The sequence below is a fragment of the Martelella alba genome (assembly GCF_005217455.1).
Classification (GTDB): Bacteria; Pseudomonadota; Gammaproteobacteria; order Enterobacterales; family Enterobacteriaceae; genus Acerihabitans.
The window spans coordinates 198,448-223,207 of record NZ_SZPQ01000003.1 but is presented as its reverse complement, the minus strand read 5'-3'; the positions used below and the strand labels follow the sequence as shown (position 1 = coordinate 223,207).

Here is a 24,760-nt window from a genome sequence, read left to right as displayed (position 1 = left end):
TTCATGGCTACAGCGTTCAATACCCGTTTGATCAGTCATATTGATTGCCCCGGCGGCGGGCAGGTCTGGGTGGACAACCAGATTCTTTATATCTCACATATGCGCCCGCCGCACGGCACGTCCATCTACGATATCGCCGACCCCACAAGGCCCAGGCTGCTGCACAAAATGGATATTCCCATGGGCTGGCACTCGCATAAAGTCCGGGTGCAGGACGGCATCATGATCGTGAACTACGAAAAATTCCGCGACGGGGCTGACGAATTCGGCGGCGGTCTGGGCATCTTTGATATCGCCGATCCATCCCGGCCCCGCTTGCTGAACAAATGGCGGGTGACAGGCCGGCACGGCGGCGTACACCGTTTCAGTTACGACGGTCGCTATGCCTATATCTCTCCCACCGAGGAAGGCTATATCGGCAATATCGTTAAAATTCTCGACCTCGCCGATCCCGCCCGGCCGGAGGAAGTGGCCAACTGGTGGATTCCGGGTCAGCATGTGGCCGGCGGCGAAACCTATCCCTGGGATGACTACGTCAAACCACGCTGCCACCACCCGCTACGACTAGGCGATCGGTTGTACGTCTCTTACTGGCACCACGGTTTTTTTATCCTGGATATCTCGGATATCCGCAAGCCGACGCTGATATCCGGCGTCAATAGCAGTCCGGCCCACCCGCACCCCACCCATACCGCCTTACCGATTGCCGATCTGTTGCGCGGCCGGCGGATCATGGTGGTGGCGGACGAGGATGTGGCCAAGCTTTACCCTTCGCCACCGTCCTTTTGCTGGTTTTATGATATTTCCGACGAACGCCAGCCCATGCCCATCGCCACGTTCCAGGTGGAAGGACTGGACCTGGACGGGCGCGCGCAGGAACCCATGACCGGCTGTCATCAACCGGCGGAAAAATATTTTGGCCATGTGCTGCCGTTCGCTTGGTTCGCCCAGGGGTTGCGTCTGGTGGATATCGCCAACCCCTTCGCGCCGAAAGAAGTGGGCTTCTATATGCCCGATCCGCCCGCCGGCTGCCAACGGGTATCGTCCAATGACGTCACGATGGACGAACGCGGCCTGATCTACCTGCTCGACCGACAGCAGGGTTTGGACATCATCGAAAGCAATATTCTATGAGGAGACGCCATGAGTGACGGCGAAATCGAGGTATTCGGCGCGAAAAATCCCAATCTGCCGTTTTATCCCGCGGTACGCGCGGGCGATTATCTGTTTGTGTCCGGACAGGTCGCTAAAGACGTCGACGGCAACATGATAGGCGGCACGATAGAGGAAGAAACCCGCGGCACGCTGTTGGCCATTGAGCGGATTTTGACGCTGGCGGGCTGCGCCCTGAACGACGTGATCAAGGCCACGGTTTACTTGGCGGACGCCCGGGATTTTGGCCGCTACAACGGCGTATTCAAAAGCTTTTTCCCCGATGGCCGTTTGTCGCGCACCACCGTTGAAGCGCGCGCGGTCATCACCACCCGTATCGAAATCGATTGCATCGTTTATGCCCCATTGGAGAAAACCGCCCATGTATAAGCTGCTTGGCCGGGCCACGTCCGGCAACGTCCAGAAGGTTGTATTTCTCTTGCAGGAACTGGGCGCCGACTACCGGCGCGAAGACTATGGCCGCCAGTTCGGCAACACCGCGACGCCGGAATACGCCGCGCTCAATCCCACCGGCAAAGTGCCGACGCTGATTGACGGTTCCCTGGTCATTTGGGAATCCAATACCATCCTGCGTTATTTGGCCGCGACGGCCGGATCGCCGCTTTATCCCGCCGATCCCGGCCAGCGGACGTTGATTGAACGCTGGATGGACTGGCTGCTGGCATCCTTGAATCCGGCCTACCTCGGCGGTTTTCGCGATGCCAAGAAAACGCCGGATCAATGGGACGCCAATACCCGCCCCGCGCTCATCAGCGAATTGAACATCCTGGAGGGACATTTATCCGCGCAGCCCTGGCTGGCGGGGGAAGCGTTCTCGCTGGCGGATATCGCCCTGGGCCCCATCGTCGGCCGTTGCGTCAAATTTCCGTTTGATTTGCCGCCCTTCCCGGCGCTGGCCGGCTGGATCGGCAAGCTAGAACAGCGGCCGGCTTTCCAAATCGCCACCCGCGCCTGATTCGCTGACCTTCGCGAGGCTTGATATGACTTCGACCTATTCAGATAGTCAGGCCGCCGAGCGGCCGCATTTGTGGGCCAACGGCGTGGCGGTGGATTTTATCCACGAAGGCGCCCGCCATCGGGTGCTGCACAATATCGCCCTGGAGATCGCCCGCGGCAGTTTTGTTTCCTTTATCGGCCCGTCGGGTTGCGGTAAAAGCACTCTGCTCAAAGTACTGGCCGGCCTGTTGACGCCCTCCGAGGGGCAAGTCCGGGTGGCGGACGTGGATCCCGGCGAGGCCGCGCGTCAACAACGCATCGGCCTGGTGTTCCAGGAAGCGACGCTCATGCCCTGGAAGAGCGCCCTGGATAACGTCAAATTGCTGATGGAAATTGCCCGCAAGGACCTTAACCGGGCGCAGATCGATGCGCGCGCCATGGAGATGTTGCGGATGGTCGGCCTGGAAAAATCCGCCGGCAAACTGCCATCGCAATTGTCGGGCGGCATGCGCCAGCGTGTTTCCATCGCGCGGGCGCTGGCCCTGGACCCGGAGGTGTTGATGATGGACGAACCTTTCGGCGCGCTGGACGCCATCACCCGCGAGGACATGTGTGAGTTTTTGCTGGAAATCTGGTCCCGTACCGGTAAAACCGTGGTGCTGGTGACTCACTCCATTGAGGAGGCGGTTTTCTTGTCACAGCGGGTTTATGTCATGGCCACCAATCCCGCCCGCATCATCGAGACCCTGTCCGTCGACCTGCCCCAGCCTCGCGGCGAGAGCACTTACGCTCTGCCGGATTTCGGCCGTACCGCCGGGCGACTCCGGGGGCTGCTCAAGCATGGCCATAGCGCGGGGGCGGCGGCATGAACAATCCCCTTCGCGCCGCGTTGGCGGTCAAACCGACGCCGGCCAGGGAACGGCGGACGTCCCGCTGGCGGTATGTTTTGCGGGAAATCTCCCCGGCGGTGACGTTGATTGTCGCCATTTTGGGCCTTTGGCAGGCCATTGCCAGTCTCTGGCGCCTGCCCGAATATGTGCTGCCCGCGCCGGCGGGTATCTACCACATTCTGATAAGCCGGCAGGATATGCTGGCACAGGCCGCGTGGGTCACGGCGCAGGAAATCATCTACGGTATCCTGTTATCCGGCCTGGTGGGAGTGGCGGCGGCGCTGTTTATCGCCCGTTTCGCGCTGGCCGGCAAAGCGGTTTATCCCTTAATGGTCCTGTTTCAAAACGTGCCGAAAATCGCCCTCGCCCCACTGTTTATCCTGTGGTTTGGCTATGACCTGGCGCCCAAGCTGCTGCTGATTGTGGTCATGGCTTTCTTTCCGGTGGCGCTGAACATGCTGCTTGGCCTGCGTGCCGCCGATCCCAATCTGATGGCGCTATTGCGTTCGGTCGGCGCCGGCCGAGGGGAAATTTTGTGGCGGGTGCAGATCCCCCATTCCTTACCCTATCTGATGTCCGGCTTGAAAATCGCCGTCACGTTAAGCGTCATCGGCGCCATTGTGGGCGAATTCGCCGGCGCTTCCGCCGGACTGGGCTACCTGATCCAGTTCGCCTCCACCCAGATGGAAACCAACCTGGTGTTTGCCGCGCTGGTGGAGATTTCGTTGTTAGGCATGGTGTTTTATTACGCCGTCGAGCTTATTGAATGGCGGTATTTATCCTGGGCGACCCGAACGTAAAAAATCGCGGCGCTCTTGTTTCATGACGTTATCGAGGCAATGGAGGACAACATGGCATTGTTTGACACATCAAGGCGGTTCGCCGTCGGTGCGGGTTTGGCCGTCACGCTGTTGGGCGCCTTTGGCGAAGCGCGGGCGGCGGACGATGTCGCCATCCAGCTCGACTGGGTGGTGCGCGGCGATCACGCGCCCTTTTTCGTGGCGCGGGACAAGGGATTTTTCACACAAAACGGTATCCATATCACCGCCATCCGCAAAGGTTCCGGCACCACGGATGCCCTGCGCCTGGTCGCCAACGGCAATGCCGATTTCGGTTTCGGCGATTTGCCGACGCTTATCACCAGCCGGGCCCAGGGCGTGGACGATAAAGCCTTGATTGCGGTAAATCAAAAGACGCCCCTGGCAATGATAAGCCTCAAGGCAAAACATCCCCTGACCAAACCCGCCGATCTCAAGGGCCTGAATATCGGCGTACATCCTTCCGGGTCAACCTTCGTGTTTCTCAAGGCATTCCTGGCCGCCAACGGCATGAGTCTGAATGATATCAAACAAAGTACCGTTTCACCGCCCTATGAAAGTTTTCTGCTGATGGGCCGTGTGGACAGCGTGCCGGGCTACGTGGACGCGGAAGTGCCCGAACTGGAAGCAAAGGCCGGCGGCCCCGGAACGTTGTCCATTCTGTACGGCGCGGATTACGGCTATGACGCCTATGGTTCCGGGGTGTTCGCCGCGGATAAAACCCTCGCCGAACACCCCGATCTGGTCAAACGCTTCGTGAAAGCCTATATGCAGGGATTCGTCTATACCCTCGATCATCCCAAGGAAGCCGTCGCCCTGCTGGTGAAAGACAATCCCGAGTACCGCGGTAAAGAACAGGTGCTCGCGCAGGAACTGGCGCAGGACATTCAGCACACCATGCTAAGCCCCGCCACCAAGAGCCAGGGGCTGGGGATCATTACCGCGGACCAGTGGCAAAAGACCGCCGATATCCTGATGACCCAGGGCGTGCTCGCCAAAGACGCCGATTACCGGTCGGCGTTCGATGCCTCGTATCTGCTGGCGGCCAATCCGGTCAAACGCTAACCCCTATGGGAGAACCCAGATGAATGCCAATCAGCCTGACGCGCCAGGGGAGACGCAGCCCTGGCGATTGCCGGAACACCGGGAACTGTTTTATGGCGGCGGCTGGCACGCGCCGCTGGCGGGCGGCTATGAAACGCTGATTAACCCCGGTACCGGCGCGCCGTTGGCCCGGGTGGCGACGGCGGACGCCGACGACGCCGAACCGGCGATAGGCGCGGCGAAAGCCGGGTTTCAGCAATGGCGGGATACGCCGCCGCTGGAGCGCGCCGCCATCTTGCGGGGGATCGCCGACGTACTGCGCCGGCACGCTGAAGAACTGGCGATGCTGGACGCCGCCGACTGTGGTAACCCGGTACGGGAAATGGGGCGCGATGGTCTGGCCGCCGCCGCGCTATTTTCGTTTTTCGCCGGTCTGGTCACCGAGCTGAAAGGCGCGTCCATCCCCATGGGGCCGGATGCGGTGAATTTTTCAGTCCGTCAACCGTTGGGGGTGGTGGCGCGTATCGTCGCGTTTAATCACCCGTTGCTGTTCGCCGCGGGTAAAAGCGCCGCGCCGTTGGCGGCGGGCAATGCGGTGATTATCAAACCCCCGCGGCAGGCGCCTTTATCGGCGCTGCGCCTGGCGGAAATCATTGGCGGTCTACTGCCCGCGGGGGTGTTTTCGGTTTTGCCCGGCGGCGCCGAAATCGGCCAGGCGCTGACCAGCCACAAAGATATCGCCATGGTGGGCCTGGTGGGCAGCATCCCCACCGGCCGCGGCGTCATGGCGTCGGGGGCCGCCAGTCTGAAGCCGGTGTTGTTGGAGCTGGGCGGGAAGAATGCGCTGATCGCCTATGACGATGCGGACCCGGCCCTGGTGGCCCAAGGGATCGTGGACGGCATGAATTTCACCTGGTGCGGCCAGTCCTGCGGCTCTACCAGCCGGGCATTTGTCCATCAGGCCATCTACCCGGATGTGCTGCGCCATGTCCGGCGGCTGACGGAGGCTTTCGTGCCCGGAATTCCCACCGATCCGGCCACCACCATGGGCGCCATCATTAACGAGCGACAGCATCGGCGCATTCTGGAACATATCGCCGAGGCCAAACGGCAAGGCGCCCGGTTGGTGTGCGGCGGCGGCGTGCCCGACGACCCGCGGCTCGCCGGCGGTTTTTATATCGAACCCACGGTTTTCGCCGATGTCGATGCCAGTATGCGCGTCGCCCGGGAGGAAATCTTCGGACCGGTATTGGCCGTGCTCCCCTGGCAGGACGAAGCCGCGATGCTGCGTCAGGTAAATGAACTGGATTACGGCCTGACCTGCGCTATCTGGAGTAACGATCTGGAAAAGGCGCATCGGGCGGCGCAACGGGTGGATGCCGGTTTTGTGTGGATCAACGACGTCGGCAAGCATTTTATCGGCGCGCCGTTCGGCGGCGTCAAACAATCCGGTATCGGCCGCGAGGAGTGCCTGGGCGAGTTGCTGTCGTTTACCACCGAGAAAAATATCCACATCAATTTACGCCGCGTCGCCAGGAAATAAGCCATGGATAATCACTACGACTACATTATTATCGGCGCCGGTTCGGCGGGTTGTACGCTAGCCAATCGCCTGAGCGCCGACCCGGATGTTCGGGTGCTGCTGCTGGAAGCCGGTGGCTGGGATCGCGATCCCTGGCTACGGATCCCTTTGGGTTGGGGACGCATTTTACAAAAACGCCTGCATGACTGGATGTATTTTTGCGAGGCCCAGGAAAATGTGGGGGGACGGCGGGTGGAATGCGCGCGCGGCAAAGTGGTGGGCGGGTCGTCATCCACCAACGCCATGGCCTGGGTGCGCGGCCACCCGGCCGACTATGATCGCTGGGCGCGGGATTACCATTTGCCGCTATGGCGCTGGGAGCAGGTACTGCCCTATTTCATCCGCCAGGAAACCTGGACGGAGCAGCCGGCGGCGCGGCGCGGCCGGTCCGGTCCGGTGAGCGTCCAGTTCTGCCGCTATCGCGATCCATTGGTGGACGCCTATGCCGACGCCGCCAGAACCGCCGGCTTTCGTTGGCTTGACGATTATAATGACGACGGCGCCGGTCAAGGGTTCGGCCGGCTACAAATGAGCATCCGCGACGGCAGGCGTTGCAGCGCGGCCACCGCTTATCTTCATCCGGTACTGGACCGCCCCAACCTGACCGTCCGCGTCGGAGTGCACGTCAATCGCTTGGTGCTAAACGGCGCGCGCGCCGAGGGCGTCGAATATGTCGAGCGCGGGCAGGTCCGCAAAGCGACGGCGGCAGCGGAGATTTTGTTGTGCGCCGGCGTTATCAATACGCCGCAAATACTGATGCTTTCGGGGATCGGTTGTCCGGAGCAAATGCGGCGGCATGGCATCACGCCCAGGGTGGCGCTCGCCGGCGTCGGCAAAAACCTTCAGGATCATGTCTCGGTGATCGTAATGTACCGCCGTAAGGAAGCCGGCCCCTTCCATCGGGCCATGCGCCTGGATCGCATCGCGCCGTCCCTGTTGCAGGCCTGGATGACCGGCACCGGCTTTGCCGCGGACGTTCCCGGCGGCTTGGTGGGCTTTATGCACAGCGGCGCCGGGCAATCGGTACCCGACCTGCAAATGTTGCTGACCGCGGCGCCGCTGGGCGCCTGGCCCTATTTCGCGCCTTTTCGCAAAAGCTTCGTCGACGGGTTCGCCTGCCGTGCCGTGTTATTGCATCCGGAAAGTCGCGGCGACGTCACCCTGGCATCCGCCGATCCACGCGAGGCACCCCGTATTTTCCAGAATTTTCTCGCCGCCGACAGTGAATGGCGAACGCTGCGCGCCGCTATCCGGCGCATCCGGGAAGTAGGCCGCCAGCCCGCCCTGGCGCCGTTTATCGCCGAGGAAACCGCCCCCGGACCACATTGCGACAGCGATGATGCCCTGAACGCATTCATTGGCCGGACCGCCATTACCGTACATCACCCGGCGGGCACGTGCCGGATGGGCGCCGACGGCGATACCGGGGCGGTGGTGGATGAACAGTTACGCGTCATGGGCGTTGAGCGGCTCCGGGTGGTGGATGCCTCGGTTATGCCGGATCTTCCGTCGGGAAACATCAACGCGCCGGTTATCATGATAGCCGAGCGCGCCGCCGACCTGATCCTACAGACCGCCCGGCAGACGCACGCGGTCGCGGCGGCGGTCTGAAACCACCTTGCATTGAGGTATAAAATGCGTTTTAGTCTACCTAAACATCCGATACTGCTTTGCGCGCCGCTGACGGACGCCGCGACGGAACGCCTGCAATGTTTTTTCCAGGTCGCGTGGCGGCACTCCGGCGCGGCGCGGTCCCGGGAGGGCCTGGCGGACGCGCTCAGCGACAAGGCGGCGGTGCTGCTCACCGAGCGGGATTACCTTGACGCCGACATGCTGGGCCGGTTGCCTATGTTGCGGGCGGTTTGCGTGCTGGGCCGGCTTCATCCCGACCTGGACGTGCCGGCGCTGACGCGCCAAGGCATACCGCTGACCCTGGTACCGCTGGAAGACGGCGCGTCGGGACAGGACTCCCTGCCGGCGCAAGACGCGGCCGCGCAGTTGATAGCGTCGCTGGGGTTTGGACGCGATGGCTGGCACCCCACCCGGCTGGTGAATCCGGACGTGTCCTGTTGCTCATGCTGCTAGCGGATGTTCCCATTGACTTTTGACGGTAATACCCTTAACTATGCCTGCAAAACATTATGAAAGTTCGAAAGACCTGATTGACCATATTGTGGCGCTGCTCTCTCCGCGGCTGGCGGCGGGCGAAACACTGCCTTCCGAGCGGGCGCTGGTGGAGGAATTGGGCGTCAAGCGCTATGCCCTGCGCAAGGCGCTGGAGCAGTTGCGGGGGGCGGGTCTGCTGTCGGCGGCCGCCACCGGCCGCGCCAAAACGTCCCTTAAAGCCAGCCAGAAGAATCTGGCGCAAATCACCAATCCGCTGGAAGTCATCGAGCTTCGCCTGCTGATTGAACCGATGCTGGTCCGCCTGGCCGCGGTGCGCGCCTCGCAGCAGGATATTGATCGCATCCTGCGCACGGCGGCCATGGCCGGCAGCCATGACAACGGCAAAGTGGATCTGGCTTTTCACAAGCAAATCGCCGCGGCGTCCAGCAACCGGTTGGCGGCGGAGCTTTACGGTCTGCTACGGCAAATCGGCTCCGATGTGCGCCTGCGCATCCAGAAAAACGATGAACCGCTTTCCCCGGATCGCCTGACTACCCGTAATCATGAACACGGCGAGATCGCCCGCGCCATCGCGCAACGCAATCCGGATGCGGCCGAAAAGGCCATGCGCCATCATTTGTTCAATGTGCAGCGGCAAATACTCAATCATCTGGTTCCGCAACCGCAGGAAGCCCCGATGGCCGAACTCCAGGATGAAAACGCGCGCACCTGAGCGGCGGACAAAAAAGGGGTGACGGGATGGGAGGGCTTGAACCCCCGGTCATGGAATCAGAATCCATTGCCTTAACCAACTTGGCTACATCCCGATGCTGGTCATAGTAGCGTACTCCGCCGGAGGTGTTAAGCCAGTCTTGGCGAAAATCGGACGTAACCGACGCGCAGCGGCGTCCGGCCAGGCCGAAACGCCGCCCGACGGCGCCTTTGATCATGCCAACGGATAGATGGCGGTCCTGGCGCCGTTAATATGGATCTCGCGCCGATCGCCTGCGGGCAACGAAACGGTCAATTCGCGCCAGGCCGGGCGATAATCGCCACGCTGGCGAATAAGCAGCGTAACCCGACTGGCATCGCAAATCATTTCCCACGTCAGCCAGAGCGCATGGCCGTCCCGCCACCCCTGGCTTTCGCCATCATCCTCATACAGCATACCCGTTCCGCGGCCCGCGCCCAGGTAGGGGAAAAGCGCCAGGTGCCGCCGATCGTCCCGAGCGCTGTCCTGGCACTGATCGCTTTCGCCGAGAGGGATGGCCGCGCCGGCGCGCACCAGCAAAGGCAGGCGCTCCAGAGGAGCATCCAGTTCGATTTCCCGGCCGCCGGCATACCATTGCCCGCTGTACCAGTCATACCAGCCAGTGGAATTGTCCGGAAGATACACCCGCCGCCGGCGCATGCCGGGTTCCACGACGCTTGCCACCAACAGATCCCCGCCGAGCATAAAATCGTCGGTGTCCTCAAAGGTGCGCGCATCCTGTTCATGATCAAGAAAGGTCGGGCGCAGCATGGGCTCGTCTTCGTCGCAGGCCCGCCAGAACAGCGTGTATAAATAGGGCATCAGACGATAACGCAGGCGGATCGCGTCGCGAATGACGGGCGTAACCGCCGGGTACATCCAGGGTTCATTCACCGTGTCATCGTCGTTCCAGGAATGGATAGTAAACCGTGGATGCATGACGCCGTTTTGCACCCAACGGACAAAAAGCTCCTCATCCGGTTTATCGCCGGCGAAACCGCCGACGTCATGGCCGACGTTATACAGGCCGGACAGACTCATGCCCAGCCCCATGCGGATGTTGTAACGCAGTGTCCGCCAACTGGTACGATTATCACCGCTCCAGGTCTGGACATAACGTTGCATTCCCGGACAACCGGAACGCGAAATCAAGTAGGGACGTTTATCCGGGGCGAAGCGCGATTGCGCCTCCCAGGATGCCCGCATCATCAGGAGCGCCATGACCGGCCGGATGTGCTTGACGGCGATTTCCCGACCGAAACCGCAGCAACGCGCTTCCCCGTCCCACAGTTCATATTCATTGTTGTCGTTCCATGTCGCGTCTATGCCCATTGCCAACAGTTGCCCGGTAACGTTTTCCTGCCACCAGGCAACGGTTTCCGGGTTGGTAAAATCCAGATGGGCGCCTTCGTCATCCCAGAATACCGAGCGCGCCGGCTCCGCGTCCTGCGAGTCACGAATAAACAGCGCGCGGGACGCCGCTTCGGCAAAACGCGGATGATCCTGTAGCAGGCAAGGCTTGATATTGGCGGCCAGTTTCAGCCCGGCCTCATGGAACGCCCGCGTCATCGCCTGCGGTTGGGGAAATTTGTCCCGATTCCAGTTAAAAACATAACGCTTGTCGTTAATTGAGGTATAGCCGGAGGAAAGCTGAAAAGAATCGCAAGGAATGGCGTGTTCCCGACACAAGGCGATAAATTGCATCAGTTGCCGCTGGGCGTCCGGCGCATCGGTGTAATGCATGGTTGAGCCGCTGTACCCCAGGCTCCATTTCGGGCCGAACAGGGTTTTTCCCGTCAGGCGCACATAGCTTTTGGTCACCTCCGCCACGCGATCGGCGGGAAAGAGATAATAATCCAGATCGCCGGCCTCGGCGCGATAGCGACGGTAAGGCGAGTGATAATTGTCCAGTTCATTGCCCAAGTCAAACCCGCTTTGGCTGAGATTGTCGTGAAACAACCCGAAACTGGCATCGCTAGGATGTGTCGGTCATGAGTATGGACGGGTTTAATCTGGCCGAGATTCACGATATTCCACTTACCGCGGTGCATGTTCCCCGCGATGAACTGGGGATGGAGGCGGTGCGGATATTGCAGCAACGGTTGCGATTGCCCGAAAGCCCGATAGGCAACCTGCTGCTGAACGGCACGCTGATGATTCGGGATTCCGTGCGGCGAATCCGCGGCAATAAAAGCCGCTTCGCCGTGCAAAACGACGGCCTTTATGATTAACGCCGGCACAAGTCCTGTCACGCCCAGGACAAGGCGGCGGCGCCGCGTCAGCGGTTGCGGCGGCGAATCAAGATCGCCAAGCCATCCTGCGAGGGAATAACGCACATAGATCAGACCGTGACTGGGGGTGTAGTCTTTGGCTTGCTGAATATCGACGCCGGCGCCCAGGAACCAGTGCGCCGAGAGCCGCCGCTCTATGAGAGCCTGTAGGGTATAGCCGACCCCGGTGCTGGAACCACCGGCCTCAATGGCATTGCGATCGCTTGTACCGGGCGGAATCAGATCAGGCAACGGATAGCGGGGATGATCGTCGGTTCTCGCCGCCGACCAGCCCAGCGTGCCGCCCAGTTGCCACGACCAGTTATCCCGTCGTTGGCGGTAATTGATCGGCACGGCGAGCGATACATAGCGTTGCGGACTGTAATACCCTCCCTGGCCGAGAGCGTAGCCGCTCAGATCTTTTTGGTAATGCCACCACATCCCGTTCAAACCCACCGTTAAACGGCGATCATCGTCATTGATCATTTTATGGTAATAGCCCGTCATCACACGAACACGCTGATTATCGGCGACATTCCGCCCGGTTAATCGCTGTGCGCCGACATTGCTCCAGACGCCGTCGGCGCCGCCCCGATCGTAGCTCAAGGCCGCATTGACGCCGCTGGCCCGAACGCCGCCCCAGGTGATGCCGGTAACGGGATCACGCGCGCCGCCGAACGCCAGCAGCGAATTCGACAGGGGCCGCCGCGATGCCGTCAGCGTCCAGCCGATATGGCGCCAATCATCGCTGTAGCTCAAACCGCCGACCCAGTCCTCCACGGCGAACCCCAAGGGGGTACTCCCCACATCCCCTTGCCAGCGACTATCGCCCCAACCGGCGGCCAAACTGGTGCCGGCGGCGTTTTGCCGGGTGTCGGCGCGGCAACCGACATCGGCGCAGGCACCGAAAACCTCATGATAAACGCCGTTTGAAGCGGCGAACGTTCCGGCGGACACCTGAACCCGGTCGGCGCGCAAAAACGCCCGCCCCGCGCCGAAGGGCATATCCGCCTGCAATTGAGTGGTACGGGCAGTGTAATCCGACGTGCCGCCACTGCCGTTGGAGGTGGAGTTATCCTGATCGAGCGTCACAACCCCATCCTGTTGCCGCGCGAGTTCGGCCGCGTCGCGACGAATGCCGCGCTTTAGCCAATCGTCGCTCGCCTGGGTGCGGGTCAGAAAGGTAAAGTCGCCATAGTCCGCGGGAGGGGCGGCGGTTATCCCGCTGGCCGTCATCGCCCGCGCCGCGTCTTGCCAGGCGTCCCGCGGCTTACCCTGCTGCCGCTCGAGTCGCTCGCTGTCGCGAAATGTCAAAGCGGCGTCCATAGACACGCCCTGTCGCAAGGCTTCCGGTCGCAGCTCACGCAGCAAAGCCAGACCTTTCGCCGGCTCGCCGGCGTCACGCCATTGCCCGGCGATACGTCGGCGGGTAGATAAACTGTCGGCGCCGGACAACGCCGCGGTAACGGCGGCCAGGCGATGACGGGCTTCGTCAGTGCGTCCCAGGGCCAGCAAGGCGTCTATTTCACCCAATTGCCCGTCGCGCTCGGCCGGATCGAGCCGGGCGGCATACCGGTAGTCCGCCAGCGCCGTGACGTAATCGGCTCTCGCCATCGCCCAGTCGGCCAGCAATACCTGATTACCGGCCAAGACGGGAGGGCGGGACAGCAAGGCGACGGCGGCGGTTTCATGGCCATCCCCACGCAAACGCACCGCGTCGTCGCGACGGATTTGCGCCTGCAAATGGTTAGCCAGTTCACGCATTCCCTGGCTCCAGCCCGTGACCGGCACGCGGTGCAAGGCCAATAGCGCTTGCCGGGGTCTGCCGGTCGAGGACAAATACAGTCCATAGGCGTAAACCGCATCGGTATCAATGGGGGATTTTATAAACAACGGGGGGAAAAGCGCATCCGCCTGCGCCAGGCGGCCATCATTGCGCAGGGCTTGCGCCAGCGAATATACCAGCCATGCCTGGCCGGGGGACAAGTCCAGCGCCCGCCGATAAGTCTCCTCCGCTTGCGGCCATTGTTTCAAATCCGCATACCGCCGGCCTTGCCGGCTCAGCAATTCAACACGCGCCGCGATCATTTCATCATGCATCAGGGCGCGCTGCGCCGGACCAAGCCCCTCCAAAAAGGCCAGTTCCCTGGCCGGCGATTGCCGCCGGTAGATATCCGCCAATCCCCGCAAAGCGCCGCCATTATCCGGTTCAATCCGCAAGGCCCGCTGGAAAGCGTCACGCGCTTGAACGTTATCGCCCTGCGCTTGCGCAACCTGCCCCAATCCCACCCAGGACTGTCCGTCACTGTCGTCAAGCGTGCGCGCCAGGGCGTAGTGGCGGCGCGCCGACCCATAATCACGGGCCTTGAGGGCGCGATCGCCCTGGTCAATTTGTAGCCAGTAACGGTTGGCGGCGATAAGGCTGCGCCACTTATTGCCACGAAAACCATTTCGATCAACCCGCTGCGCCTGTTCGAACAGGGCTATCGCTCCCTGCCGCCGGCCGGCGCGCGCATAGGCCAGACCCAGCGCACCCAGCACATCCGCGTCATTTGGCGACTGCATCCGGGCGACTTGTAAAGGGGCTATCGCCCGCCGACCCTCGCCGCGCGCCACCATCGCCATTCCGCGCAATCGCGCCTGATAGCGGGGATCGGCCAGTAGCGCCCGGCGACGCGCCAATTCTCGCTTGGCGTCCGCGACCGGCGGCCCGTCTTCGAAGCGGTCGATGAAGCGTTGCAATTCAGCCAGACTTGCCGCCGATACCGGCCTATCGCGAATGTCGTTCAACCACAATTCGGCGGCCGCGCCGCGTCCGGCGGGATCGCCGGCCAGCGCGCCCAATAGCTGATATCCCTCGGCGTTCCGGTGTTCGGCCAGCAACAGTTTCGCCGCCAGCAAGCGCAGCTCGGCATTGCCGGGATAACGCGCATCCCATTGCAGCAACCGGCGCAGGGCCTCGTCCTGTCGGCCGGGCAGGCGGGATACCAGCCGCCAGTACTCCACCGCCATATCAAGCGTCGGCAAGTCGCCCTGAAACAACGCGTCGTAACGGTTTTTCGCCTCCGCCAGGCGGCCGGCGGCGGCCAGCAAACGCGCCTGTTGCAATTGCTGCCGGCCCGCGGGTTCAGTGAGGGCCAGACTGTTTTGCGCCCGCCGGGTCAGCGGTGAATCGGGAGCCAGTTGCCGCAAGCGCGCCAGCCGCCGCCGGGCCTCTTGCAGGTTTCCCTGGCGAAGGGCCAGGCGCAATGCGGCGGCCACCACCTCGGGATTCTCCGGCGCAATCAGCTCCAGCCGGTACAGGGATTGTCGCACCAGGACATCGTTGTGGTCGGCTTCCCCTACCCTGACCTGCGTCAGCAGCCATTGTTGCGGCGCCTCATCCGCCGCGGCGACCGGCGCTAACAGAAAGACGGCAAGCAACGCGAGGCGAATCGGATACCGGTCCGCGCCGTTCAATCCCGTTCATCCCGCGACAACCGGCGGCGGCTGATAATCAACAGCCCCCGCCATAACAGTAACGCCGCCAGGATCACCGTCAGCATGGCCATAAACGCCATCAGCACCGGATGCGTCGCCAGAGCGTTCCAGATACGCTCCCACCAAGGCAAATGCCCGACATAATAGGTCTCCCCCACTCGCAGGCTGTTGACGCCGGCGTCGCGGATGACCGCCACCGAGCCATACACCGCCGCGCGCTCGCTACTGTTCGCCAGCGCCCGGTTTAACAAGGCGAAACCGGCCTGGCTGTCGGCCAACAACGCCACAATGCTGCGCTGATCATGCGTGGGCGACTGGACGCCGATAATGGCGGCCAGGGGACCGCGGGCATCGATAACCGTGCGGCTGTCCGGTCTGGTATCACTGTACGGCGGCGCATCGCCCGACGCCAGAGCGTGATTGGCCGGCGCCTCTGGACGGTTCGGCTGTTTTATCCAACCGCGCGTGGCGTCCACCAGGAGATTAAGCCGGCGATCGTCGCGCAGCGACGGCGGCAGCGCGCCTATTATCAGTATATCGGCATCAAGGGCGCCGGCTTGGCGCCAGTCGTCGCCAAGCCGCAGACCCAAGGCCGGATATCCCGTCAGCGCGCCGATATTGCCCAGGGCATCGAGCAAGGTGGCGACTTCATCCGGCTGCGGTCGCGGGTTCACCAGCGTCAGGGTTTCGGACAGATCGGCCATTCGGCTGAAAGGAAAGCCGGCATTCACGAAGGCGTGCAAATCGGGCATGGGCATAAAGTGGCGGTAGCCGGAAAAATCCAGGGTCGAGCTGTCGTCGATCACCACATGGTTACCGGCGATGGAGTAGGTTTCGCAACGTCCCTCGGTGCCGCTGGCCAGAAGCTGGGTATAATCGAACTCAAACTTGAACTGATTGGTCTCGCCGAGCTTTAACGCCGGGATCGTCAGCGATTTGGCCGAATCGAACAAGCCCTGCAATAGCGGCAAATGCACGATTGCGCTGCCTTGATCCTGATCGGGGCCTAAGGTATAACCCTGCACAAACTGATTATTCAAGCTGATGTTCAGCCGCGAGTCGTTGTTACGCTGCGGGGCGGTATAGCGGTACTTAAGCCGCATATCAATGCCGGCGTTGTGGATCAGGAACAGATCCGGCGGCAGATTCACCCTCATGGTCAGCGGAGCGGGCTGAACGCCGCTGGCCTCCAGTTGTTCAGGGTATTGCTTCAGTTCGCCGAACGTCATCGGCCGATCGGTCCGCACCCAGTTGGGCGCGTCGTAAGGCCGCCGAGGCGCCAGTTGGCGGACCTGCTCCACCGTCAGGCGCTGGCCGCGAAACAGGATATTGCCTTGCGCGATGCCTTTTACCGCCGTGACCAGATCGTCATCATTCCGTCCCATGATCAATAGCAGCTTGACATAAGGATCCCCGGGACTGTCAATCATTTCAATGGTCGGCGCCCTGACCGGCGGATAATCCCGCAGAAAGCCGGGACGCCGATCGTTGGTGGCGAAGACCACGGCATGACGGTCCGGTACCTGGTCGAACAGCACCGGAAACGTCTGGCCCCGCCATTGTGCCCGCATACCGAACCAGGACGCGAGGATCGCGGCGGCCCGCTGCTGACCGGTATCCGGCGCGCCGGCGAAAACCATTGGCAACACCAGCGGCCGCGTATCCCGGCTGTCGAAAAACGGCTCGGGGAAATGGGACAGTTCGTTGACAAGCGGCAGGCGCTGGAGACGCAGGTTCAGCGAACTGGTCTTGCCGATATCCAGCCACAACGCGGTGTTGGCCGGATTTTCACAGATATCTTGGTAATGGCCGACGAATTCCAGCCGTAACCGGTTAAAATCAGTGATATACAATGGATCGATATCCAGGGTCGTCCGATTGCTTTTCCCCAATTGGTCTTTGGTAATGGGCACGACCCCGACCAATTGATCATTGAGATACACTTTGAGATGCGATTCCTGCGGGATAAGCGATGGCGACGGCGTGAATTCCAGCGCCAGCCGGGCCTGCGTCACCACTTCGTCGCTGCGCACGCCGAATTCGATTTGCCCTTCGGGACTGATGCCGCGCAGAGTGAATGTCCCCGGCGCCGGGGCGGTGTCGGCGAAACGCAATCGCACTTCCCGCACTGGCGCCGGGGACAGGGCGGTATCGGGCGTTCCCGCCCCGACGGACGCCGATGTTTCGCCGGCATCCGTCGGCTGCGCGAACGCGGCGGCCGGAACGGCGCATAACGAACCGATAAACAGACTCAGACAACCAAGGGGTTTTAGCATGATGTTTTCACCGGATTGGGCGAATTGTCGGGCGCCGCGGCCAGCGGCGATTTGACGCTTTGCGGCAGCAATGACGCCAGGGTGGCCAGCAGCGCGGTCAAGCCCATCAACACGTGCCGGAGCAAGGGCGGCGCATGGCCCGCCATCTGCTGATAACCGCTGAACCCCAGCGCGATAACCTCGCGCAGGCTGCCGATAGGCCTGTCTTCAGGAAAACTGTTCTGCCACAGCGCCCAGGTATCGGCCCGGGCGAAAGTGCATTGAATGAATTCCACATGCTGAGCGGGCGTCAACTTATCCAGTTTCATCCCCAGCCGGTCGGCGAAAATCCGCGTGATATCGCAGGGAAAGGCGTATTCTTGCCGGCCACGGCGCAAAATCAGCGTCACGGGATCGCCGATGGCGAACGTGGCGCCGCGGGAGACCTGAATCCCGACGCCGGAATCGGAATAATCGTGCAGCGTGCAGGCGAAAACATGCCCCGCGCCATCCATCAACGTCGCCGGCAGCGCCATCTCCACCCTGTGCGCCTGACGCAGTTGTCTGGCCTCGAAAGCCACGGCGATGGCGCCCCCCAAAATGACCATGTTATAAAGCACCCACAGCAGGCTGATGAGAATGGTAGTGATTTCGTTGAAATTGACGGTGGTGCACAAGCGCCAGGCGCCGGCCGCCAGACCGGCCAGATTGAGCAGCATCAGAAGCCGGTATGACCGGGTTACCGGCCAATCAATATAGGGTTTTTCAACCAGCCCGCCTTTGGCCGTGACGTCAAAACCTCCGGCGCGGGGATTGATCAGTGCCATAACCGCCGGACGGGCGATATGCCACGCCAGTACCGTTTCATAAATTTCGCTCCAAAACGAATAGCGGTATTTGCCCTGAACCCGGGAGGTAGTCATGCTGGCATGAACCATATGCGGCAGAACGTAGACGAGAATGGCCAGGGCCGGCGCGTAAATGATATAGGCGTGCAGCAGCAAAAAAGCCAGCGGCGCGGTCAGGAAAATCAGGCGCGGCACGCCGGAAAGGAAGTGCAGCATGGCATTGGCGTAACACAGACGCTGGCCCAGCGTCAACCCACGGCCCCATAAGGGATTGTCCAGGCGAAAAATCTGCACCATGCCCCTGGCCCAGCGGATACGCTGGCGAATATGCGCCGACAGACTTTCGGTGGCCAATCCGGCCGCCTGGGGGATGCGGATATAGGCGGAAGAATAGCCCTGGCGATGCATTTTCAGCGAGGTATGCGCGTCCTCGGTGACCGTTTCCACCGCCAGACCGCCCACCGATTCCAGCGCCGTGCGCCGCAATACCGCGCAGGATCCGCAGAAAAAGGCGGCGTTCCATAAATCGTTGCCGTCCTGCACCAATCCATAGAATAACGCGCCCTCGTTCGGCGCGCGGCGGAAACGGCCCAGATTGCGCTCGAACGGATCGGGAGAGAAAAAATGGTGCGGAGTCTGCAACATGCCAAGTCGGGCATCTTTCAGAAACCAGCCCATGCACAGTTGTAAAAACGAACGGGTGGGCACGTGGTCGCAATCGAAGATGGCGATATATTCCCCTGAGGAGCGTGGCAGCGCATAGTTCACATTGCCCGCCTTGGCGGATTTGTGCGGCGGCGTACCGATGTAATGAATGCCCAGCTCGGCGGCGAAAGCCCTGAACTCCGGCCGGTTGCCATCGTCCAACAGGTAAACCGCCAGTCTGTCCCTTGGCCAGTCCAGGCCCATAGCCGCGTACAGGGTCGGCTTCACCACCGACAACGCTTCGTTGTAGGTCGGGATCATGACATCCACGGAAGGCCAGGACGATACCTCATCGGGCATCGCCACCGGTTTGCGATGCAACGGCCACAAAGTTTGGAAGTACCCCAGCGCCAACACCAGCCAGGAATAGGTTTCCGCGCCCAGCAGCAGCAGACCGCATACCAGGCTGACCGGATCATCCCAGTTCAGGGTGGCGGTATAGCGCCACCACAAATAACGGCAGGAGATAATCATCGACAGGGCAATCAGCACCAGAGCCGGCAGCCGTCCGGGAATGCGCCGGACGGCCATGGCGATGCACCACAGCAACAACACAAAAACAAACTGGCCCCAGAGGCTGAACGGCTGTGAAATACAAAACAGCGCCATCACCGACGTTAATACCACCAGCAGCGCAAGCATCAGCCGCCACGCGCCGCGGCTTAGCCGGCCGAGCCGCCGCAGGGTCCCCGCCTCCAGCCCGGCCCGCGCCAACCGACGCGGCAGACGCTGCAATTCACGGTGGTAACGCCGGCGCCATCTGACCACCGCTTTGTCTGACCACCGCCGCGAACCGCCCCCGTTGCTGGGCAGCGTGGTCAGCAGCCACAATCCCTGGATAAGATAGCGCAACCCGTCCAGCGGCCGCGGCTGGGCGGCGCACAGATGCGGAAACCAATTTTTGCGCTGCCGCCTTACGCTTCGCCAGGCGGGCGATTCCAGGCGCAACACCAGCCAGCACAAAAGAACTTGCGCCGTCATCAGCCGGGCGGTGAACGACGAGGCGCCCCGGCCGCGATAACGCCGGCAGCGTCGCCCGAGGGCGGCGGCCAGCGGCGGCGCCAGCAGCCACTTCACCGGCAGGTTCATGGCGCGTCATCCGCGTAGTGGATAAGACACCAACCGGCCAGGGTGGCGAATTCAGCGGCGGCGGCGCTTTCCGGTCGATACGCCCCCAGCGGCTGTTTCGCCGCCAACGCCTCCGCCACGGCCTCGTCGCGGTGAATCACGACAGGCGCCAGACCGGTCAACGTCAGCGACCACAATTGATGAATATCCTGTTGCAATCGGCTGAGGGGGGAATAATCATTGATAAGTATCTGGCAGCCAGCCGGCAAGGGTTGTTGGTGCAGTCGCACATGGCAATTGGCGTCCGGCCTGACCACCACCAGCCGATAATCCCCGGCGGCGGCAAGTCCCCCGCCGTCGCTGTTTTCCCATGGCGCATCCAGTAAAATCCAACGATAGCGCCCGCCGGCGGCCAGCCTCTCCGCCTGGCGGCGCCAATGTCCGGCGCCAAGCAGGTCTCGCGCCCGCAGTTGCCGACGCTCGCCGGCGGTGGTTCGGCCGAAGGGCAAAAACGCCAATCGGTCGTCGTAAGCCATCGCTCCCTGTACCCACACCTCGCCGTCAAGCTCCGCCCTCGCCCATCCCCGCGCCTGTTCCCACGGCATGTTGAAATGCAGCCGTAAAAGATTATCCACGGACAAATCGATGGCCAGCACGGATTCGCCGGCCTGATGCAGCGCCCAGGCCAACCCGGCCGTCACCGTCGTGGCGCCTGTCCCCCCGTGCAATCCCGACAAGGCAACAATTGGCATGGGCTACTCGTTTGGCATCGCCGCGGCGCCGGGGGATCCGGCGGACATGTCCCTTTCGGCGAACTCCGCCAGCAACGGCCAGCGCGCCAGGATTCCCGGCAACTGTTCCTGCAAACGAATGTCGGCATAGCCGATATCCGCCAACTCGAAAATCTGTCTTAGGGCCATGACATCATCCTGGCTATCGGCCAACGGCTGGTAGCGTACAGTAAATAACCTATTTCCCATATCAGCGCCTTTTAATAACGCATAGCCGGCAATGCGGACGGGGTAAGCGAACCCCGCCAACAAAGAGGCGACTTGAAGTATTTAGAGTATGAATGAAATCAATTTAGTTATTGCTAATAACGATGTGACAATCTAGCATAAAATTAAATTCATTTTACTCCTTAATTTGAATATACTCCAGTGCATGAATGCAGCCAATAAAGGGGCGACGTGAAACATGACGAGTGCGGCATAATAATCCATGACGCTAACCTTTCCGTTCGGTGTCGCACATACCCATGAAGAATTATCGGCGCTTCAGGCCGGTGGATGCTATTGGGTCAATATCGCGCGCTGGGAGGACGCCCGGCGCCTGTGCCGGCAAACCCTTGTCGCACAAAGCGTTGCGTCACGCGCCGCCCTGGTTTGCGGCAAAGGAATTTCCGACGGGCCGCTGGAGGGGTTACCCCTATCTTGGGACAAGGCGGCCGGGCCGCCCGCCCGAATACGTCTTTTCACTTTACCGGAAAAAAAATCTGCGCTCCGTCACATCCTGCCGGATATAATGCGATCTTTCAATGCCAAAAAATATCTCATTATTTTCTTATTGCCTGCCAGTGCATGGAAAGATTTTTCGACGGACGAAATGGCAGATTGGCTGGCGGCGACCCGACAGTGGCTTATTAAACGCAAAACAGTTTTCCTCATTCTCAATTATGGCAGCGGGATCTCGTTTTTAAAAAATACCCTGGCAACGCATTTTGCCTTACTCGGCGGGTTATCCAGTCTGACTTTTTTACAGGATTGCGCGCGCTATCAAGTCGCATGGTGGTATACCGACCGCGGCTTGACGGCCAATCAGGCCATAACCTGGGATATCGACGGCAACGATCGCTTTTGCCAGAGTGTGCTGTTACCAACCTATTCGCCGTCGATCAGCGACGAACTGCTGTATCTGGCGGAAAAGAGCGTATTGGAGGGCGCGCCGCCCCTCTCGGCCAACTGGCGATTACTGGAGGATAACCATCATGTGGCCGATCAAGGCGCGCTGCGGCACGCCGCCACGCTGATCTTCGCGCTGGGCAAGAACGCGCAGGTGGCGGTTTTGGCCCGGCAAATTCACGCCCTACGCCGGCAACGCGGCATCATGCTGAAAATCGTGGTCAGAGAAATGGAAGCCGGCCTGCGTTATACCGATGAACGGTTGCTGCTCATGTGCGGCGCGAATCTGGTCGTGCCCCATCCGGCTTCGCTGTCGCGTTTTCTGACCCTGCTCGAAAGCGTGCAGGGCCAAAGACTGACCCGCCTTGTGCCGGCGGATATCGACCAACTGCTGGCGGCGATGGCGCCTTCGCGCATCAAAGGGCCGGTGAAGATCGACGACTTCCGTCGCTGGGTGCCGGTCCTCATCGCCAATTCCCTGATGCCGGAAGACGATAAGGGCATTCTGGTGGCCTTGCGGCCTGTGCCCGGCTGGTCCCCTCGGCAGGCCATATCCCTGTGCCGGTTGCGGCGCGACGGCGATCTGGCTACCGCCACCTCCCTGTGCTTATACCTCTTTTTATCCAATTGCCGTGTATCCGACCTGGATGGGGTGTTGAGCCATATTTTCCGGCTGCCCGTCGGCGAGGCGTTTGTCAATCAGCGGAGCTGGACCCACGATGTGCAAATTCTCGCCGAGGTCAAACGTATCGGCAATGGCGACGGCCCCGCCGTCGCCGAAAGCCGGCCGCTACCCTCCCCGCCGGCCGCCGTGCCCGGCGTCGTTGAACGGCGGCCATTGCCGTTGTCCTTAACCCTGCCGTCCGACGAAAAGGGGGAGTCATGAACCTTGATGATATCTGGCAATTGACGCTATTGTGCGCCGCCGTGTTTTTCCCGTTGGGCTATCTTTTTCATCGCCGGTTCCCTTTTTGGTTTACCGCCTTGCAATCTTGGCTGTTGTCGCCCCGCTATCTAAAATCGGCGGGAATCTGGATCCGCGACGAACACCGCACGGACAAAGACACGAAATGAATAACGCCGCACATCCGCGACCCTGGCGCCACTGGCGCGGCCTGGGCGTCTGGAACTACTACTTTCTGCTGAAGTTCACGCTGCTGTGGCTGGGTTACCTCAATTTCCACTTGCTGGATAACCTGGTTTTTACCGCCTTTCTGCTCTTTCCGCTGCCTTCGCCGCGCCTGCACCGCTGGCGGCAGATCCTTGGCATTCCGCTGGGTTTCATGGTTTTTTATAACGATACCTGGCTGCCCGGTGTTCATTCCATCCTGGCCGCCCGCTCGCAAGTCAGCGGTTTTAGCGCCGCCTATCTGCTGGAACTGCTTAATCGTTTTATTGATTGGCAATGGGTCGGTGCGGCCTTCGTGCTGCTGGTGGCTTATCTGTTTATCGCCCAATGGCTCAGAGTGACGGTATTCACCCTGGCCGTTCTACTTGGCCTGACGATCGTGAACCTCGGCGGACCACGTTTTCAATGGCGCATGCTCAGCCCGACGCCGGTCGCCGCCCGTCCGGCCGACACGCCAGACGACATGGCCCAACCGTCGACGTCCGCGCCGCCCACCAGCGGCAACCTGACCGCCTGGCTGGATGCGTTTTATCAGCGGGAGAGCCGGCGGGTCACAGCGTTTCCGCAGACGTTGCCCGCCGACGCGCAGCCTTTTGACCTGTTGATCATCCAGATTTGCTCGCTGTCCTGGTCCGATTTACAAGCGGTGAATTTGCAAAACGCGCCATTCTGGAACACATTCGACATCGTTTTCGATGATTTCAATTCCGCCACCGCCTACAGCGGTCCGGCCTCCATCCGGCTGCTGCGTGCCAGTTGCGGCCAGGAAAGCCATAAAAACCTGTACTCGCCGGCCAATCGGCAATGCTACTTATTCGATAATCTGGCCAAACTGGGTTTTAAGCCGCAATTGATGCTGGATCACTCCGGTCAGTTCGACAATTTTCTCAAAGACCTGCGCGATGACGCGGATCTGCAGGCGCCGCTAATGTCCCAGGCCGGGATCCGCCATCCATTGGTGGCCTTTGACGGCGAACCCATCTACGATGACCTGCAACTCTTGCAACGCTGGCTGGCGCAACGGGTCGATAATGGCGACACCCGCTCCGCCACCTTTTTTAATCTGATCACCCTGCATGACGGCAACCGTTATCCCGGCGCCCATGCCGCCGCCGGGTACGCCGTCCGCGCCAGTACCCTGTTTCGCCAACTTGACGAATTTTTCCGGCAACTACAACAATCCGGTCGCAGAGTGGCGGTGGTGGTCGTGCCGGAACACGGCGCCGCGTTGGTAGGCGATAAATTGCAAATGCCCGGTTTACGGGATATTCCCAGCCCGTCGATTACCCACGTCCCTGTCGGCATCAAGCTTATCGGTATCGAGGCGCCCCATGCGCGGCCCCCGCTGCACATCACCGGACCGACCAGTTATCTGGCGCTGTCCGAGCTGGTGGCCCGGTTGGCGGACGGCAAGCTGTTTGCCGCGCCGCAAATCGATTGGACCGCCTTGACCCGGGATTTGCCCCACACCGCCGCCGTGTCGGAAAACGCAGGCGCAATCGTCATGGAATACCAGGGCCATCCTTATATCCAGCTTGATGGCGGCGATTGGGTACCGTATCCCCAGTAGTCCACGAACCTGCCGTCGCGGCACTACCGGTGCGCTGAGCGCATCGCCGTCTTGCCGCGATACACGTTGTAATATCCGTCACGCATATGAATATATTTTTTTGGAATATACAGCGGCTTGGTCAGGGGTTTACCGGCTCAATTTATTCCCCGCCGATCTAATGTCGAAGGATGCGGCGCAAATGACTTTCGTATCGCATTGTTTTACAGGTAAATATTTTTAGTTACCCCTAAT

19 protein-coding genes and 1 tRNA gene are annotated in these 24,760 nt (G+C 61.1%); 13 read left to right on the top strand and 7 right to left on the bottom strand.

What is annotated here, in order from left to right:
* The first annotated feature begins 3 nt into the window (after positions 1–3).
* Genes FCN80_RS05145 through FCN80_RS05100 form a run of 10 tightly spaced genes read left to right on the top strand, consistent with a single transcriptional unit; the run spans position 4 to position 9,282 of the window.
* Complete coding sequence (locus FCN80_RS05145; protein ID WP_136988821.1) at positions 4–1,134, top strand: LVIVD repeat-containing protein; 1,131 nt, start codon at positions 4–6, stop codon at positions 1,132–1,134.
* 9 nt (positions 1,135–1,143) lie between these two features.
* On the top strand, positions 1,144–1,542 hold the full coding sequence (locus FCN80_RS05140) for a RidA family protein (protein WP_136988820.1): 399 nt from the start codon (positions 1,144–1,146) through the stop codon (positions 1,540–1,542).
* Positions 1,535–2,128 carry a glutathione S-transferase family protein gene (locus FCN80_RS05135; protein ID WP_136988819.1) on the top strand — a complete coding sequence of 198 codons (594 nt, stop codon included), beginning with the start codon at positions 1,535–1,537 and terminating at the stop codon, positions 2,126–2,128. Before FCN80_RS05140 ends, FCN80_RS05135 begins: the two co-directional genes overlap by 8 nt.
* A gap of 25 nt (positions 2,129–2,153) precedes the next feature.
* Positions 2,154–2,978, top strand: coding sequence for an ABC transporter ATP-binding protein (locus FCN80_RS05130; RefSeq protein ID WP_136988818.1), 825 nt, complete (start codon positions 2,154–2,156; stop codon positions 2,976–2,978).
* Positions 2,975–3,799 (top strand): ABC transporter permease, encoded by an 825-nt coding sequence (locus FCN80_RS05125; protein WP_136988817.1) that lies wholly within the window; start codon positions 2,975–2,977, stop codon positions 3,797–3,799. The genes FCN80_RS05130 and FCN80_RS05125 overlap by 4 nt, the downstream gene beginning before the upstream one ends.
* A 51-nt stretch (positions 3,800–3,850) precedes the next feature.
* The gene (locus FCN80_RS05120) at positions 3,851–4,882 is read left to right on the top strand and encodes an ABC transporter substrate-binding protein (RefSeq protein WP_136988816.1); all 1,032 of its coding nucleotides are present in this window, start codon (positions 3,851–3,853) and stop codon (positions 4,880–4,882) included.
* A gap of 19 nt (positions 4,883–4,901) precedes the next feature.
* Positions 4,902–6,404, top strand: a complete 1,503-nt coding sequence (locus tag FCN80_RS05115) for an aldehyde dehydrogenase family protein (protein WP_136988815.1) — start codon at positions 4,902–4,904, stop codon at positions 6,402–6,404.
* Positions 6,405–6,407: 3 nt separating this feature from the next.
* Entirely contained in the window at positions 6,408–8,054 is a 1,647-nt protein-coding gene (locus FCN80_RS05110) for a GMC family oxidoreductase (protein ID WP_136988814.1), read from the top strand.
* 24 nt (positions 8,055–8,078) lie between these two features.
* Positions 8,079–8,528 carry a Rossmann-fold NAD(P)-binding domain-containing protein gene (locus FCN80_RS05105; RefSeq protein ID WP_136988813.1) on the top strand — a complete coding sequence of 150 codons (450 nt, stop codon included), beginning with the start codon at positions 8,079–8,081 and terminating at the stop codon, positions 8,526–8,528.
* A gap of 40 nt (positions 8,529–8,568) precedes the next feature.
* A complete protein-coding gene (locus FCN80_RS05100; RefSeq protein WP_136988812.1) occupies positions 8,569–9,282 on the top strand; it encodes a FadR/GntR family transcriptional regulator in 714 nt (237 codons plus the stop codon).
* Between the two features lie 21 nt (positions 9,283–9,303).
* On the opposite strand, the gene FCN80_RS05095 is transcribed toward FCN80_RS05100, so the two are convergent.
* The 7 genes from FCN80_RS05095 to bcsR all read right to left on the bottom strand — a co-directional run bounded on the left by FCN80_RS05095 (position 9,304) and on the right by bcsR (position 20,906).
* Positions 9,304–9,376 (bottom strand) — tRNA-Gln (locus FCN80_RS05095).
* A gap of 119 nt (positions 9,377–9,495) precedes the next feature.
* Complete coding sequence (locus FCN80_RS05090) at positions 9,496–11,223, bottom strand: glycoside hydrolase family 31 protein (protein ID WP_230492493.1); 1,728 nt, start codon at positions 11,221–11,223, stop codon at positions 9,496–9,498.
* Positions 11,118–15,029, bottom strand: coding sequence for a cellulose synthase complex outer membrane protein BcsC (gene bcsC, locus FCN80_RS05080; protein ID WP_230492492.1), 3,912 nt, complete (start codon positions 15,027–15,029; stop codon positions 11,118–11,120). Before bcsC ends, FCN80_RS05090 begins: the two co-directional genes overlap by 106 nt.
* Complete coding sequence (bcsB, locus tag FCN80_RS05075; protein ID WP_136988810.1) at positions 15,026–17,326, bottom strand: cellulose biosynthesis cyclic di-GMP-binding regulatory protein BcsB; 2,301 nt, start codon at positions 17,324–17,326, stop codon at positions 15,026–15,028. Before bcsB ends, bcsC begins: the two co-directional genes overlap by 4 nt.
* A complete protein-coding gene (bcsA, locus tag FCN80_RS05070; protein ID WP_136988809.1) occupies positions 17,320–19,947 on the bottom strand; it encodes a UDP-forming cellulose synthase catalytic subunit in 2,628 nt (875 codons plus the stop codon). Before bcsA ends, bcsB begins: the two co-directional genes overlap by 7 nt.
* On the bottom strand, positions 19,944–20,678 hold the full coding sequence (gene bcsQ, locus FCN80_RS05065) for a cellulose biosynthesis protein BcsQ (RefSeq protein WP_136988808.1): 735 nt from the start codon (positions 20,676–20,678) through the stop codon (positions 19,944–19,946). The genes bcsA and bcsQ overlap by 4 nt, the downstream gene beginning before the upstream one ends.
* Before the next feature lie 3 nt (positions 20,679–20,681).
* Positions 20,682–20,906 (bottom strand): cellulose biosynthesis protein BcsR, encoded by a 225-nt coding sequence (gene bcsR, locus FCN80_RS05060; protein ID WP_136988807.1) that lies wholly within the window; start codon positions 20,904–20,906, stop codon positions 20,682–20,684.
* Between the two features lie 241 nt (positions 20,907–21,147).
* Here bcsR and bcsE point away from each other — a divergent pair, with 241 nt between their 5' ends.
* The 3 genes from bcsE to bcsG are packed head-to-tail and all read left to right on the top strand — an operon-like array spanning position 21,148 to position 24,526.
* Positions 21,148–22,713 carry a cellulose biosynthesis protein BcsE gene (bcsE, locus tag FCN80_RS05055; protein WP_136988806.1) on the top strand — a complete coding sequence of 522 codons (1,566 nt, stop codon included), beginning with the start codon at positions 21,148–21,150 and terminating at the stop codon, positions 22,711–22,713.
* On the top strand, positions 22,710–22,901 hold the full coding sequence (gene bcsF / locus FCN80_RS05050) for a cellulose biosynthesis protein BcsF (protein WP_136988805.1): 192 nt from the start codon (positions 22,710–22,712) through the stop codon (positions 22,899–22,901). The genes bcsE and bcsF overlap by 4 nt, the downstream gene beginning before the upstream one ends.
* Positions 22,898–24,526, top strand: coding sequence for a cellulose biosynthesis protein BcsG (bcsG, locus tag FCN80_RS05045; protein ID WP_136988804.1), 1,629 nt, complete (start codon positions 22,898–22,900; stop codon positions 24,524–24,526). The genes bcsF and bcsG overlap by 4 nt, the downstream gene beginning before the upstream one ends.
* Positions 24,527–24,760: the final 234 nt, after the last annotated feature.

What these genes read in the sequence shown, in the direction of transcription:
- bcsA (WP_136988809.1), bottom strand. Translation starts at nt 19,947, where the DNA reads ATGAACCTGCCGGTGAAGTGGCTGCTGGCGCCGCCGCTGGCCGCCGCC.
- bcsE (WP_136988806.1), top strand. Translation starts at nt 21,148, where the DNA reads ATGACGCTAACCTTTCCGTTCGGTGTCGCACATACCCATGAAGAATTA.
- bcsG (WP_136988804.1), top strand. Translation starts at nt 22,898, where the DNA reads ATGAATAACGCCGCACATCCGCGACCCTGGCGCCACTGGCGCGGCCTG.
- FCN80_RS05120 (WP_136988816.1), top strand. Translation starts at nt 3,851, where the DNA reads ATGGCATTGTTTGACACATCAAGGCGGTTCGCCGTCGGTGCGGGTTTG.
- FCN80_RS05140 (WP_136988820.1), top strand. Translation starts at nt 1,144, where the DNA reads ATGAGTGACGGCGAAATCGAGGTATTCGGCGCGAAAAATCCCAATCTG.
- FCN80_RS05105 (WP_136988813.1), top strand. Translation starts at nt 8,079, where the DNA reads ATGCGTTTTAGTCTACCTAAACATCCGATACTGCTTTGCGCGCCGCTG.
- bcsR (WP_136988807.1), bottom strand. Translation starts at nt 20,906, where the DNA reads ATGGGAAATAGGTTATTTACTGTACGCTACCAGCCGTTGGCCGATAGC.
- FCN80_RS05125 (WP_136988817.1), top strand. Translation starts at nt 2,975, where the DNA reads ATGAACAATCCCCTTCGCGCCGCGTTGGCGGTCAAACCGACGCCGGCC.
- bcsQ (WP_136988808.1), bottom strand. Translation starts at nt 20,678, where the DNA reads ATGCCAATTGTTGCCTTGTCGGGATTGCACGGGGGGACAGGCGCCACG.
- FCN80_RS05130 (WP_136988818.1), top strand. Translation starts at nt 2,154, where the DNA reads ATGACTTCGACCTATTCAGATAGTCAGGCCGCCGAGCGGCCGCATTTG.
- FCN80_RS05115 (WP_136988815.1), top strand. Translation starts at nt 4,902, where the DNA reads ATGAATGCCAATCAGCCTGACGCGCCAGGGGAGACGCAGCCCTGGCGA.
- bcsF (WP_136988805.1), top strand. Translation starts at nt 22,710, where the DNA reads ATGAACCTTGATGATATCTGGCAATTGACGCTATTGTGCGCCGCCGTG.
- FCN80_RS05135 (WP_136988819.1), top strand. Translation starts at nt 1,535, where the DNA reads ATGTATAAGCTGCTTGGCCGGGCCACGTCCGGCAACGTCCAGAAGGTT.
- FCN80_RS05110 (WP_136988814.1), top strand. Translation starts at nt 6,408, where the DNA reads ATGGATAATCACTACGACTACATTATTATCGGCGCCGGTTCGGCGGGT.
- FCN80_RS05100 (WP_136988812.1), top strand. Translation starts at nt 8,569, where the DNA reads ATGCCTGCAAAACATTATGAAAGTTCGAAAGACCTGATTGACCATATT.
- FCN80_RS05145 (WP_136988821.1), top strand. Translation starts at nt 4, where the DNA reads ATGGCTACAGCGTTCAATACCCGTTTGATCAGTCATATTGATTGCCCC.
- bcsB (WP_136988810.1), bottom strand. Translation starts at nt 17,326, where the DNA reads ATGCTAAAACCCCTTGGTTGTCTGAGTCTGTTTATCGGTTCGTTATGC.